Genomic DNA, 13,069 nt, shown 5'->3' with positions numbered 1-13,069 from the left:
GCATCGGCGCGCGATCACATGCTGCCGGCGATCTGCGCGTCCACCTGCTGCATGCGCTCGGCCGAGGCGCCCAGCCGGACGCCGACGCCGGCCAGCGCGGACTTGATCTCGGTGGCGCCCTGGTTCCACTTCTGCCGGGCCTCGTCGCACGCGGTGCCCGCGGCGCCGGTCCAGTCCTGGGCGAACAGCTGGGTGAAGGCGGTGTACAGGTCGTTGAGCTCGCGGTCCATCTGGCCCTGGAAGGTGTTGATGGCGGCCGACACGTCGGCGATCTGGCCGAAGTTGTAGGTGATGTTCATGGTCTGGTCTCCGTTTCGGGTCAGCCGCGAAGGGCGTTGATGACGGAGCTGTCGGCGCCACCGGCAGCGGCGGCTCGCAGGTCCTGGGCGGCTTCCTCGTCGTTGGTGCCGTATGTCTGCGAGGCGGCCGACATCTTGCCGCCGAGCTCCTCGAGCGCCTGCATGATCTTCGTGAGGCCGTCGTTGAGTTGCGCCGAGACGTCCTGGAGGGCGTTGTTCGCGGTTCCGGCGAAGGCGCCGCCGCTGAGACCCTGGATCTGGCCGAGGAGTTGGTTCATCCCGCTGGAGATGTTCTGTCCGGTGTCCGAGCAGCGGCCGGCCATCGCGCTGAGCTGTTCCTGTGTGGCATGGACCTGACCCATGCCCGGCGTTCCTGCCACGATCTTCTCCCCGATTCTCGTGAGTGGGTTATGCCGGTCCGTACGCCGGCCGCCCGAATCCGGTTCGAAGCTATTTCAAGGAAATCTCGTCGAACCTGTTCCGGGACTCCGGCGTACTCTTCTGCGTCACCGCTCATTGCGATCGACAAATCGTTTTGATCAATTGGGGGAGGCGTGATGGGCGCAGACAATCCCTACGCGGACCAGACCGCGAAGAACACCCGCACGCCGTGGCTCGGCGGCGGCCCGTCGGTGGACGTCGACCTGGACGGCCTCCGCGACTTCGCGACCCTCATGGCGAGTCAGCAGACGGACATCATGTCCCGCTCGGCGTACCTGGCGCCGCTCGGCCAGATGCCGGGCGCCGCCTTCGACGGTGACGTGCTGGGTGAGGCGGACGCGGTCCGGGCGCGCCTGGTGGCGAACGCCGGCGAGCTGACCGTCTACATGCAGAAGCTGGCCGAGTCGGTGGGCAACATCGGCAACGCGGCCCGGACCGTCGCGGACAGCTACGGCAGCGGCGACGCCCTCTCCGCGGCCTCCCTCAACGATGTGCTCTTCGCGTACGGCGACAAGAGCGTGCCCCGTCCCGCGGGCCTGCCGGAGGGTGTCGGCCTGACCTTCCAGGAGCAGCAGGCGGCCGCGCGGCCGGCGGTCCCGGCCGCGGACAGTGGCGAGTGGACGACGACGTCGGTCACTCCGCTGTCGGCGTACCAGTCGCTGGAGACGGTGGCCGGGCCGAACGGCGAGCGCCGCGAGGTGACGACGTTCAGCGCGCCGGGCAGCGGGATCACCACGGTCACCACCACGGTGTTCGGCAGCGACGGCGAGACGGTGTCGTCGGTCACCACCCGCACCTCGACCCGGCAGACCGGAGACGTCGCGATCAACGTCGAGGAGACCTTCGGACCCGACGGCAGGCAGACCGGGACGACGGAGACCCGGACACGGTACGACGGTGAGCACGTGATCGGCCGCAGCACCGAGATCCGCGACGGCGACGGGCAGACCGTGCACCGGACCGTCGAGACCACCGACTCGGGCACCCGCGAGCAGGTCACCGTCACCTCGGAACGCAACGCCGACGGCGCGATCGTGGAGACGAACCGGGTGGTCACCGGCATCGCCACCCAGGGGCAGGAGGTTCCCGCCCCGTCCATCGCCGAGAAGTACCGAGTGAACGGCTGATCCGATGGCTGACTACTACGGCGCGACCGCCGACCTGAACTACGGGTACAGCCCATACAGCGGGCAGACGCACTACGGCAGCTACCCGTCCTCGCAGACGCCGTTCACCGGCTCGCCCGGCGGCGGCAACACCACCGGCATCGAGGAGATCCGTCAGCGGATCCGGAACATGCACCCGGAGCAGATGGCGGCGCTCGCCGACCAGTGGCAGAACGCCTGGTCGTTCATGGCGGACGTGAAGACGTTCCTGCTGAGCCAGAGCAACGTGCTGCGGGACGAGGCGTGGCAGTCGCCGGCCGCCCGGGACGCGTTCCTGCAGCGGGGGCCCGGGGAGACGCTCGCCTATCTGGACGTGTGGATGGACGCCGCCCAGCAGAACGTGACCGCGCTGCGTCACATGGTCAACGTCTCCACCGAGGCCCGGTACGCGATGGAGCGGCTGGTCCGCGACTACGAGGACGAGCTGCGGGAGGCGCAGAACGTCGGCTTCCTGGAGCACGTCGGCGCCTTCGCCACCGAGGGCGTCGGCTGGGACGCGGCGAGGCTGGAGGAGATCGAGGAGGACCAGTCGCGGGTCCAGGAGAAGTACCGGTACGAGGCGCAGAAGCTGGCCTTCTACTACGGCGACCAGTTCTTCGACTACATCGCCACGCTCTCCAGCGGTGTCGGTCCGCCGGTGCAGCCGATGAACGCGGTGCTCAGCCAGCCGGCCGCGCTGCCCGGCGGGGGTGGCCTTCCGGGTGGGCCGGGGCCGGCACAGCCGGGTCCCGGGTTCCAGCCGCTGCCGGTCGGCAACCCGCCTGCGGCGCAGCTTCCGCCGGGCACGCCGCCGCCCGGGCAACTGCCGCCGGGTCTGCTCCCGCCCGGAGCCGCACTTCCGCTGCCGGTGGCGCCGGGCGCCGTACCCCCGGGGTCTCTGCCGCCCGGTGTGACGCCTCCCGGAAGCCTGCCGCCGGGCCTGTCGCCCGGTCTTCCGGCGCCGATCGGCCAATTGCCGCCCGGTGTCCTGCCGCCGGCGCCTGGGACGCTGCCGCCGGGCACCCTCCCGCCCGGGACGTTGCCGCCGGGCAGCGGGCCGTCGGTGATCCCGCCCGGAAGTGTGCGGCCCGGTCTGCCTCCGCAGCTGGGGCGGCCGGGGCGGAACGTGCCGGTTCCGCCGGGTGGGCTGCCGCCGGGGCGGACGATCCGGCGGCCGAGTGCTCCGAGCGCACCGGTCGTGCCCCCGGGCGGGCGGGAGATCCGCCGTACCGGTCCGGCGACTGTTCCGCCGACCTCCCCGGCCGCGCGCCCCGGGCGTACCACTCCGGGTGTGACGCCGCCGCCTGCCCGGACCGGACGTCCCGGCCGGACCACCCCGGGGGTGACCCCGCCGCCCGGACGGACCTCTACTCCTGGAGTCACGCCGCCTGGACAGACGGGGCGGCCCGGGGACCGGGGGCGCCAGCGTCCGGGGACGCCGGCCCGGCCCACCGGGTCCGGAGTGGACTCGTTCGGCCGTCCGCCCGGGCAGGCCGCTCCGCCCGTACTGAAGAATCCGGGTGAGGGACGCGGAGCCCGGCCCGGCAGCGAGGCCGAGACGCGCCGCCCGGCCGCCCCGCAGCGTCCCGGCGGCACCGCGCCGCCGGTGCTGAACCGGCCCACCTCGCCGGCCGCTCCCCCGCCCTACCGGCCGACCCGCCGGGATCGTGGCCTGCCGCCCTGGTCCGACCTGTTCGGCGCCGAGGAGGCCCGTAGGCGCGGCGGTTCCGGAGTGATCGACGCGCCGGAGCGGGCCCGTCCGGACGGCGGCCCGTGGGGTCTGCGCAGCCGCGCGGCGACGCGGCCGGAGACACCGGCCGAGCCGAACCGGCCCGGCACGGTCGCGCCCGAACTGGGCCGACGGCGAGGCGGCGGCGACCCGGTCCCGGTCCCGGTCCGCGAGGACCACGACCTGGTCACCGATCAGCAGGCCTTCGGGGTACGCACGCCGGGCGGCAACGTGGTTACCGGCCGGGGTGAGGAGCCGCCGGAGCAGGAGATCCGCCGGGCGTTCCGGTCGTGAGCCTCAGGACCGGGGCACGGGCACCACGATCGAGCCGGCGGCCCGGTCGTGCAGTCCCCGGCCCTCCTTGTCGAGCAGGATCGCGGGCACGAAGAGGGCGAGCAGCACGGCGCGGAGCAGGCCGCGGCCGAGTCCGATCACACCCCCGATCTCGTACGCGTCACAGCGGATCCGGAACAGGCGCATGCCCGGCGTCTGACCGAACAGGCCGAGGAAGAAGGTGTTGGCGGCGATCAGCACCAGGACGGCCGGCCACGACTGCTCCCGCGGGCTGGCGTAGAGGCTCGCGATCAGCAGGCACAGGACCCAGTCGACGATCAGCGCGCCGAGCCGTGGGCCGAGTCCGGCCCCGTTTGTTGATGCAGCCACGGCGGCTGAGACTACGCGATAGTGTCCGAAGGTCGGCTCGCGTCCTCGCCGTGCCTGCTCGAAGCGTTACGTAACACGGCGGAAACAATAGGGATACGCCGGGGCAACTCCGCACCCATAACGTCGCGACCAGCCCTGCCAGGTGGCGGCATGTGCCGCCCGGTATCGGAAATACTGTGCCAGGAGGACGTGTGTTCGCCAATCCCGAGGAACTCCTGCGATACCTCAAAGACGAGGACGTCAAGTTCGTCGACGTACGTTTCTGTGACCTCCCGGGTGTGATGCAGCACTTCAACATCCCGGTCGAGTCGTTCGACGACAGTGTGGTGACCGACGGCCTCGCCTTCGACGGGTCCTCGATCCGCGGCTTCCAGGCCATCCACGAGTCCGACATGATGCTGCTGCCGGACGTCGCCACCGCCTTCGTGGACCCGTTCCGGATCCAGAAGACGCTCGCGCTGAACTTCTTCATCCACGACCCGTTCACCCGCGAGGCCTACTCGCGTGACCCGCGGAACGTGGCCAAGAAGGCCGAGGCCTACCTGGCCGCCAGCGGCATCGCCGACACCGCCTACTTCGGCGCCGAGGCGGAGTTCTACATCTTCGACTCGATCCGCCACGAGACCTCGGCCCACCAGTCGTTCTACTACATCGACTCGATCGAGGGCGCGTGGAACTCGGGTCGTGAGGAGCCGGGCGGCAACCTCGGCTACAAGACCACCTACAAGGGTGGCTACTTCCCGGTCTCGCCGGTCGACCACTACTCGGACCTGCGCGACATCATGGTCCGCAAGCTGATCGACTCCGGCTTCACCGTCGAGCGCTCGCACCACGAGGTCGGCACCGCGGGCCAGGCCGAGATCAACTACAAGTTCTCGACCCTGCTGCACGCCGGCGACCAGATGCAGCTGTTCAAGTACATCATCAAGAACACCGCGCGGGCCGAGGGCAAGACGGTCACGTTCATGCCCAAGCCGCTCTTCGGCGACAACGGCTCCGGCATGCACACCCACCAGAGCCTGTGGCTGAACGGCGAGCCGCTGTTCTACGACGAGACCGGCTACGCGGGTCTGTCCGACATGGCCCGGTGGTACATCGGCGGCCTCCTGCACCACTCGCCGTCGCTGCTCGCGTTCACCAACCCGACCGTCAACTCGTACCGGCGTCTCGTACCCGGCTACGAGGCCCCGGTCAACCTGGTCTACTCGCAGCGCAACCGCTCCGCCTGCACCCGCATCCCGGTGACCGGCAGCAACCCGAAGGCCAAGCGCGTCGAGTTCCGCGTCCCGGACCCGTCGTCGAACCCGTACCTGGCGTTCTCGGCGATGATGATGGCCGGCCTGGACGGCATCAAGAACAAGATCGAGCCGCCGGCCCCGATCGACAAGGACCTGTACGACCTGCCGCCGGAGGAGTGGGGCAACGTCAAGCAGGTGCCGGGCTCCCTCGACGCGGTGCTGAACTCGCTCGAGAGCGACCACGAGTACCTCACCGCCGGTGGCGTCTTCACCGAGGACCTGATCTCCACCTGGATCGACTACAAGCGCACCAACGAGGTCGACCCGGTCCGGCTCCGCCCGACCCCCCACGAGTTCGAGATGTACTACAACGTGTGACCCTCGCGCACTGACGACAACGGCGGCCACGCTCAGCGTGGCCGCCGTTTCGCATCCGCACCCGCACCAGCTTCGAACACCTCGAACATATGTACCATTTCCTCTCCTCCGTTCGCTGTAGGATCGGTGAATCCGGGGTGACACGGCGTCGGGAGTTCCCGGGCGTCACGAGCCCTCGATACGCTCGGATCTCACTCGCGAGGGAGGTGTGGCATGGCGACGGTTCATGACGTCGCTTCGGCGATCGTCCAGCGGCTCGGCGGCATGACGGCGATGAAGCTGGAGAAGCTCGTCTACTACTGCCAGGGCTGGCACCTCGCCCGCCACCACCGCACGCTCTTCGGCGAGCCGATCGAGGCGTGGCGGCAGGGACCCGTCGTGCGCGATCTTTACGATCACCATCGGCGGCGATACACGATCTCGAGCTGGCCCTGGGGAGACGACGACGCCTTGACCCCGGCGGAGCGGGCCACGGTCCAGTGGGTGACCACCGAGTACGGCAGGTTCTCCGCTGTCGAGCTGTCCCGGATGACCCATCACGAGCTGCCGTGGAAGGCCGCTCGCGGTGCACTGCCCGATCACGCCCCCTCCTCCGAGCACCTGAGCATCGAGTTGATGAAGTCGTACTTCGGCCGCCAGATCGCGGACACCGAGACTGCTGTCGCGCTGGCAACCGCCAACGCCGCCCTGGAGGGCATGGAGTTCGACGCGGACTGGCAGGATCATCTTCGCGAGGTCGCTTCTGGGACGATGACGGCCGATGAGCTGATCGCCGCCGAGATCGCCCGGTTCCGGGAGTGACCGACCCCTACCTCAGTCCGGGAACTGACTGTCTGAAGAACAAGCTCGGCCTTACCGATCCGGAACGTCTTCGCGAAGCGGAGTTCCGGATCGTCTCCATCCGTGACGTGCAGATCTCCCGGACGTCGATCCCGGGTGGGTACGGCCTCGCCCACCTTCAGAGTTTCCACCGCTTTCTCTTCCAGGACCTCTACGAGTGGGCCGGCCGGACTCGCACGGTCGACATCAGCAAGCCGGGCGCCCGCTTCTGCCATTGGCGCTATGTCGACGACCAGGTCGGTGCCGTGCTGTCCGAACTGGAGGAGGAGGAATACCTGATCGGGCTGCGGCGCGAGATCTTCGTAAGCAGGCTGGCGCACTACTACGGCGAACTGAACGTCCTGCATCCGTTCCGCGAAGGCAACGGCCGGACACTTCGCGCTTTCCTGCGCCAGGCCGCCGCTGCCGCCGGCTACCAACTGGACTGGTCAGAGCTGAGCAGGGCGGAGAACATCGAGGCCTGCCGCGTGCACCTGAACACCGCGGACACTGCGATGCTCGTCGAGATCCTCGATCCGGTCGTCTCCCGGCTCGGCTGACACCCGTTGCCGGGCGGCGGGCGCAGGGATACTGTGTATGAAACAGTATGAGGTGACGCTAGGGTGACGGTCGAGGGGAAGCTGGAGGCCGAGCTGCGGCGCGGGGTTCTCGTGCTCGCGGTCCTCACCCGGCTGCGCACCCGACAGTACGGCTACTCGTTACGCCAGGCCCTCGCCGACGCCGGCATGCCGGTCGAGGAGGGCACGCTCTACCCGCTGCTGCGCCGCCTGGAGGCGCAGGGGCTGCTGGAGAGCTCGTGGGACACCGACGGCGCCTCACCCCGGCGCTACTACTGGCTCAGCCCGGAGGGCAAGCGCGTTCTCGAGACGATGAGTGAGACGTGGCGACGTCAGGTCCGGGTGATGGATTCGCTCCTGGGTTAGGAGGCGATCGGCGTGGATGCCGACGACGTCATCGAGAGCTACGTGCACGATGTGGCGCGGCGGCTGCCACCGCGCAAGCGGGACGATGTCGCTTTCGAGCTGCGTGCGCTGCTGCGGGAGGATCTGCGGTCCCGGCCCGACGGGGGTACGCCGGAGTCCGCCGTGGAGATGCTGCGTGAGCTGGGCCGTCCCGCCGAGACCGCGGCCCGCTACCACCGCCCGTTCACGCTCGTCGAGCCGAGCGACACGTGGAGTTTCCTGGTCGCCGCGGTGGCCGGCGGTGTCGTGGCGTGGGTCATGATCCCACCGAAGTGGACGTCGGTGGCGACGCTCGCCTGGCTCGGGTTGCTGGTGATCGGGTTCGCGGGCCGGGGCCTGATCCTGCGCCGGCGCCCGGAGGCGTTCGCCTGGCGGCCGCACCGGGTCCGGCGGACCGATCGGGCGAGCCGGGCCGGTGTGCTCGCGCAGTTCACGGCCTGGGCGGTGCTGCTGGTGGTGTACCTGAATCCGGGCCCACTGACCTACACCGACGACTTCGCCGGCCCGCTGCGGATGCCCTGGCTGGTGGCGATCCTCGCGCTGCACCTCGCGCTGCTGGCCCTGGTGTTCCAGCGCGGCCGCTGGCAGGCGTGGACCCGATGGACGCGGCTCCTGCTGACGGTGGAGGCCGGGCTCCAGCTGGGCTGGCACTGCCACTACGGCGACGTCTTCGCCGATCCGGGGGCCGACGCTCTGGTGCTGCCCTGGGTGGCCGCGCTGGCCGGGGTCCTGATCCTGGTGGCGGCCCTGATGTTCTACCGCGAGGTGACCCGGGTCGAGCCGGCACCGAGGCTGTCAGTGGTATGAGCCGCCCCCAAAGGCGCAAGACGCGTCAGTGGTATGAGCGTCTGCCCAGCCGCTGGGCGAGGCCCCACAGGCGTTCGGCGCGCCGGGTGGCGATGGTGATCGCGAGCGCCGGCTCCCGGGGCAGGCCGGCGACGATGAGGCGGCTCACCGGCCGGGCCAGGGGGTTCTCCGGGGCGCCGCCGGGGACGACGACGCCGAGGTAGGGGCGGCGCAGCGTCCGCGGGGCGACCACCGCCAGGATGCGCCGCAGGGTGGCCGGCCTGGGCGACGATCGCGACCGGGCGATCGTCGCCGAAGTGGCCCTCGTGTTCGGCGCGCAGCAGGTTGGTGACGGTGTCGACGGAGTGGCGCTCCACGCGGATCGCCGAGGGGTCGATGCCGTCCGCCACCAGCCACGCCCGCATCAGGTCGGCTTCCGGCACGCCAAGGAAGGTCTCGCCGGGCGCGTCGGCGCTGCTCCACGGGGCGCCCTTGCCGTCGACGGGTGACCTGTAGCCGGAGCAGATGATCAGCCCTCGACCCAGAATCCGGTGCAGGGCGGCCGCGGTCCGGCAGCGGTCGGCGCCGCCCGGGTTGAGGCCGGTCCCGGTGGCGTCGCGGCCGTGCCCGGGCACCAGGACGTGCGCGACCTCGGCCAGCGTCAGTCCCGGCGTTCCGGGCATCGTCTCGACGTCCACGAACGATCAGTCTGCCAACCGTGGCGCGGCCTCCGCGGAAGTGTCCGCAACGAGGGCGGCCGACGACGAGGTCCCGGAAAGGACGGTGGCACTGGGTTCGTCACGTAGCGTTCGGGCGGCACAATCTGTCGGGTGGAGATCGGGGTGCTGGGGCCGCTACAGGTCAAGAACGGCGACGGGCGGCCGTTCCCGGTTCCGGGTGCTCGTCTCCGTACCCTCGTGGTGCTCTTGGCCCTGGACGCGGGCCGCGCCGTCTCCGCGGACCGGTTGGTCGACGGGGTGTGGGGTGCGGCGCCGCCGGGCGCCGCCGGAAACGCGCTGCAGGCGCTGGTGTCCCGGCTGCGCCGCGCCGTGCCGGACCTGGTGATCGAGGCCGTGCCGACCGGATATCGCCTGGTCCTGGATCCGGACCGGGTGGACGCCCACCGCTTCGCTCGGCTGGTCGCGGAGGATCCGGGGAAGGCTCTGGAGCTGTGGCGTGGCGACCCGGAGTTCCCGGAGTCGGCCCGGGCCGAGGCGGTCCGGTTGCGGGGTCTGTGGCTGACCGCCCAGCGGGCCCGGCTGGCCGCCGAGATGGCCGACCGGGACGTGGTCGCCGAGCTGGAGGCGCTGGCGGACGAGTTCCCGCTGGACGAATCGCTGGCCACGCTGCTGATCCGGGCGCTGCGGCGGGCCGGGAACCGGGGCCGGGCGCTGGAGGTCTTCGCCGGGATCCGGCGGCGGCTGGCCGACGAGTTCGGGGTGGATCCGTCGGCGGAGCTGGCCGCCCTGCATCTGGATCTGCTGCGGGAGACCGGCCGGCGGGGCAATCTGCCGGCCGAGGTGAGCAGTTTCGTCGGCCGTGACGACGACGTCCGTGCGGTTCGTGCGCTGGCCGGCACGCACCGGCTGGTCACCCTGACCGGGCCGGGCGGCAGTGGGAAGACCCGGCTGGCGGTCGAGGTGGGCGCCCGGCTGCCGGGTCCGGTGTGGCTGGCCGAGCTGGCCCCGGTCCGCGATCCGGCGGAACTCCCGCAGGCGGTGCTGACCGCCCTGAACCTGCGGAGCCCGGTGACACTGGCCCGGGAGACCGCGCCCGCACTGGCCCGGCTGCGGGAGGCCGTCGCGGCCCGGGAGATGCTGCTGGTCCTGGACAACTGCGAGCACGTGATCGGCGCCGCCGCCGAGTTGGCGGACGTGCTGCTGCGGGCCGCGCCCGGGCTGCGGATCCTGGCGACCAGCCGGGAGCCGCTGGGCATCGCCGGTGAGCGGCTGTTCCCGGTGGAGCCGCTGGGTCTGCCTCCGGCGGGCGCCGGTCCGGAGGTGGCGGGCCGGGCTCCGGCGGTCCGGTTGCTGCTCGACCGGGCGCCCGGGCTCACGCTGACGCGTGACGACACCCCCGCGGTGGTACGGGTGTGCCGCGCCCTGGACGGGATTCCGCTGGCCATCGAGCTGGCGGCGGCCCGGTCCCGGACCCTGCCCGTCGGTGTGCTCGCCGACCGCCTGGCCGACCGGTTCCGCCTGCTGACCGGCGGCAGCCGGACCGCCCTGCCCCGGCATCGCACCCTGCGCGCGGTGGTGGACTGGAGCTGGGATCTGCTGTCCGAACCGGAGCGGCGGATGTGGCGGCGGCTGGCGCTGCTGCCGGGTGGCGCAGACGTGGCCGCCGTGGAGCGGGTGTGCGGCCCCGATCTGGATCCGCTGGCCGCCCTGGTGGACAAGTCGCTGCTGGTGCTGGGCGCGGACGGCCGCTACCGGATGCTGGAGACGATCCGCGGGTACGGCCTGGAGCGCCTGGACGAGGCCGGGGAGGCCGAGGACGCGCGCCGGGCGATCGCCGGTCACCTGCTGGATCTGGCCCGGGAGGCGGAGCCGCGGCTGCGCCGGGCCGAGCAGCTCACCTGGATGCGCCGGCTGGCCGTCGAGCACGACAACCTGCACGCGGCGGCGCGGGCGGCGATCGTGGCGGCGGACCGGGCCACGGCGGTCGCGTTCTGCGCCGCGCTGGGCTTCTACTGGTGGCTGGGCGGGCACCGGGCGGAGGGGGCGACGCTGTGCCGGGAGGCCCTGGCCCTGCCGGGTGCGGCGGACCGGGCGGAGCTGGCGCTGGTGTACGCGTTCTCCGCCATCAACGGCATCGAGGGCCCGATGGAGTTCACCGAGGTGCAGGCGGCGTTCCGCAACGCGCGGGAGGCGGCCGCCGGTGTCGACGGCACACACCCGCTGCTGCGCCTGCTCCCGCCACTGGTGACGCTCTCCTCGGCGGATCGGGGCGATGACTCGTTCGGTGGGGCGCGGGCGCTGCTGGACGATCCGGATCCGTGGCTGCGGGCGGTGGCGGTCATGTTCATCGCCCAGATCCGGCTGAACTTCGGTGAGGAGCCGGAGACCGCCGAGGCCGAGCTGCGGCAGGCGCTCGCCGGGTTCCGCGCGGTCGGCGAGCGCTGGGGCCTCGGGTCGACGCTGACCACGCTGGCCGACCTGGCGGCGGCCCGCGGTGACCGGGAGGGCGCGGTCGCCTGTCAGCGGGAGGCCCTGGCGCTGATCGAGGAGGTCGGTCTGCGGGAGGAGCTGCCGCAGTTCCGGGTGAAGCTGGCGCACCAACTGTGGCTGACCGGGGACCTGGACGGGGCGCGGGAGATGCTCGACCGGGCGGACGAGCACGCCCGGGAGGACGGTGGGGCAGCGGTGGTCGCGGCGGTGCACCACGGGCGGGCCACCATCGCGCTGGCCGAGGGGCGGGTGACCGAGGCCCGGGAGCTGGCCGCGGCGGCGCTGCGCGTGATCGACCGGTCGACGGTGGCGCCGCAGTTCCGGGCTCTGGCGTACACCACCGCGGGTCTGGCCGAGGGCGCCGCGGGCGATCTGGACCGGGCGGACCGGCTGCACCGGGAGGCGCTGCGGGTCGCCGTGTCGGCGCTGGACGGGCCGGTGGTCGCGGCGACGCTGACCGGTGCGGCGGATCTCGCGGCGCGCGCCGGCGATCCGGCGCGGGCCGCGACGCTGCTCGGGGCCGCCGACGCGGTCCGCGGCTCACGGGACCGCTCCGACCGGCACTCGGACCGGGTGGAGCGGGAGGCCCGCGCCGCACTGGGCGACGCGGGCTTCGAGGAGTCCTACCGGCGTGGCACCGGCGTCACCATGCGGACCGCGTTAGACGCGGCGGCGGAAGGCCCGCACCGAGAGCGGCGCGAAGACCACCAGGAACCCGGCCGCCCAGACCAGTGACCAGATGGCCGGCCCGGCGACCGGCCCGCCGCTGAGCAGCCCGCGGACCGCGTCGGTGAGGACCGTGGTCGGGTTGATCTCGGCGAACGCCTCCAGCCAGCCGGGCATGGTGGACGGGTCGACGAAGGCGCCGCTGGCCATGGTGATCGGGAAGAACACCACGAACCCGAAGATCTGCACCTTCTCCGGGGCGCTGGCCAGCATCGCCACCAGCACCGACAGCCAGGACAGCGACATCGCGAAGACGAGCAGCAGGCCGAACGCGGCCAGCACCGCGACCGGACCGGTCTCGATCCGGAAGCCGAGGACCATGCCGAGCCCGAGGAGCAGGGCGATCGCCCAGGCCTGCTTGATCACGTCGGCGCTGATCCGGCCGGCGAGCGGCGCGAACCGGCTGATCGGCAGGGACCGGAGCCGGTCGAAGACGCCCTTGCTGATGTCGGTGTTCAGGCCGATGCCGGTGTTCATGGTCGCGAAGATCAGGTTCTGGACGATGATGCCGGGCAGGGCGAAGGTCAGGTACTCGGCCGGGCTGCCCGCCATGGCGCCGCCGAAGACGTACGTGAACAGCAGCAGGAACATGATCGGCTGGACGCTGAAGTCGATCAGTTCGAACGGGTTGTGCTTGATCTGGACCAGGGTGCGCCAGGCCAGGGTCGCGGTGTTGCGCAGCGGCATGGTGG

At 71.7% G+C, this 13,069-nt stretch carries 13 protein-coding genes and 1 pseudogene; 8 read left to right on the top strand and 6 right to left on the bottom strand.

The window, feature by feature from the left end; all coding sequences use genetic code 11:
- Positions 1-14: 14 nt before the first annotated feature.
- On the bottom strand, positions 15-299 hold the full coding sequence (locus IEZ13_RS24130; protein WP_183226066.1) for a WXG100 family type VII secretion target: 285 nt from the start codon (positions 297-299) through the stop codon (positions 15-17).
- A gap of 20 nt (positions 300-319) precedes the next feature.
- On the bottom strand, positions 320-679 hold the full coding sequence (locus tag IEZ13_RS24125) for a WXG100 family type VII secretion target (RefSeq protein ID WP_229794949.1): 360 nt from the start codon (positions 677-679) through the stop codon (positions 320-322).
- Positions 680-856: 177 nt separating this feature from the next.
- Between IEZ13_RS24125 and IEZ13_RS24120 the strand changes: the two genes are divergently transcribed.
- Together IEZ13_RS24120 and IEZ13_RS24115 are read left to right on the top strand one after the other, a co-directional pair.
- Positions 857-1,867: a hypothetical protein gene (locus tag IEZ13_RS24120; protein WP_183226067.1), complete on the top strand. Its 1,011-nt coding sequence runs from the start codon at positions 857-859 to the stop codon at positions 1,865-1,867.
- A 4-nt stretch (positions 1,868-1,871) separates the two neighbouring features.
- Entirely contained in the window at positions 1,872-3,908 is a 2,037-nt protein-coding gene (locus IEZ13_RS24115) for a hypothetical protein (RefSeq protein ID WP_183226068.1), read from the top strand.
- A gap of 3 nt (positions 3,909-3,911) precedes the next feature.
- Here IEZ13_RS24115 and IEZ13_RS24110 read toward each other — a convergent pair whose 3' ends face one another.
- Positions 3,912-4,277, bottom strand: a complete 366-nt coding sequence (locus tag IEZ13_RS24110; RefSeq protein WP_183226069.1) for an RDD family protein — start codon at positions 4,275-4,277, stop codon at positions 3,912-3,914.
- 191 nt (positions 4,278-4,468) lie between these two features.
- Here IEZ13_RS24110 and glnA point away from each other — a divergent pair, with 191 nt between their 5' ends.
- The 5 genes from glnA (at position 4,469) to IEZ13_RS24085 (ending at position 8,502) form a co-directional block, all read left to right on the top strand.
- A complete protein-coding gene (gene glnA / locus IEZ13_RS24105; protein ID WP_183226070.1) occupies positions 4,469-5,893 on the top strand; it encodes a type I glutamate--ammonia ligase in 1,425 nt (474 codons plus the stop codon).
- A gap of 213 nt (positions 5,894-6,106) precedes the next feature.
- A complete protein-coding gene (locus IEZ13_RS24100) occupies positions 6,107-6,694 on the top strand; it encodes a Panacea domain-containing protein (protein ID WP_183226071.1) in 588 nt (195 codons plus the stop codon).
- Positions 6,691-7,272, top strand: a complete 582-nt coding sequence (locus tag IEZ13_RS24095; protein WP_183226072.1) for a putative adenosine monophosphate-protein transferase Fic — start codon at positions 6,691-6,693, stop codon at positions 7,270-7,272. The genes IEZ13_RS24100 and IEZ13_RS24095 overlap by 4 nt, the downstream gene beginning before the upstream one ends.
- A 63-nt stretch (positions 7,273-7,335) precedes the next feature.
- A complete protein-coding gene (locus tag IEZ13_RS24090; RefSeq protein ID WP_183226073.1) occupies positions 7,336-7,656 on the top strand; it encodes a PadR family transcriptional regulator in 321 nt (106 codons plus the stop codon).
- Positions 7,657-7,668: 12 nt separating this feature from the next.
- On the top strand, positions 7,669-8,502 hold the full coding sequence (locus IEZ13_RS24085; protein ID WP_183226074.1) for a hypothetical protein: 834 nt from the start codon (positions 7,669-7,671) through the stop codon (positions 8,500-8,502).
- A gap of 25 nt (positions 8,503-8,527) precedes the next feature.
- Here IEZ13_RS24085 and IEZ13_RS46725 read toward each other — a convergent pair whose 3' ends face one another.
- A complete protein-coding gene (locus IEZ13_RS46725) occupies positions 8,528-8,734 on the bottom strand; it encodes a hypothetical protein (RefSeq protein ID WP_229794947.1) in 207 nt (68 codons plus the stop codon).
- Positions 8,735-8,813: 79 nt separating this feature from the next.
- Positions 8,814-9,164 (bottom strand): annotated as a pseudogene (locus tag IEZ13_RS47960) (YdcF family protein); the annotation flags it as partial.
- 147 nt (positions 9,165-9,311) lie between these two features.
- Between IEZ13_RS47960 and IEZ13_RS47550 the strand changes: the two are divergent.
- A complete protein-coding gene (locus tag IEZ13_RS47550; protein WP_183226076.1) occupies positions 9,312-12,386 on the top strand; it encodes an ATP-binding protein in 3,075 nt (1,024 codons plus the stop codon).
- Here the strand turns inward: IEZ13_RS47550 and IEZ13_RS24070 are convergent.
- On the bottom strand, positions 12,312-13,064 hold the full coding sequence (locus IEZ13_RS24070; protein ID WP_183226156.1) for an ABC transporter permease: 753 nt from the start codon (positions 13,062-13,064) through the stop codon (positions 12,312-12,314). The two genes, IEZ13_RS47550 and IEZ13_RS24070, sit on opposite strands and share 75 nt — an antisense overlap.
- Between the last annotated feature and the right edge of the window lie 5 nt (positions 13,065-13,069).

This window comes from Actinoplanes campanulatus, assembly GCF_014647795.1.
GTDB lineage: Bacteria > Actinomycetota > Actinomycetes > Mycobacteriales > Micromonosporaceae > Actinoplanes > Actinoplanes campanulatus.
This window is presented reverse-complemented; position numbering and strand designations above follow the sequence as displayed.

What these genes read in the sequence shown, in the direction of transcription:
- IEZ13_RS24100 (WP_183226071.1), top strand. Translation starts at nt 6,107, where the DNA reads ATGGCGACGGTTCATGACGTCGCTTCGGCGATCGTCCAGCGGCTCGGC.
- IEZ13_RS24115 (WP_183226068.1), top strand. Translation starts at nt 1,872, where the DNA reads ATGGCTGACTACTACGGCGCGACCGCCGACCTGAACTACGGGTACAGC.
- IEZ13_RS24130 (WP_183226066.1), bottom strand. Translation starts at nt 299, where the DNA reads ATGAACATCACCTACAACTTCGGCCAGATCGCCGACGTGTCGGCCGCC.
- IEZ13_RS24070 (WP_183226156.1), bottom strand. Translation starts at nt 13,064, where the DNA reads ATGCCGCTGCGCAACACCGCGACCCTGGCCTGGCGCACCCTGGTCCAG.
- IEZ13_RS24120 (WP_183226067.1), top strand. Translation starts at nt 857, where the DNA reads ATGGGCGCAGACAATCCCTACGCGGACCAGACCGCGAAGAACACCCGC.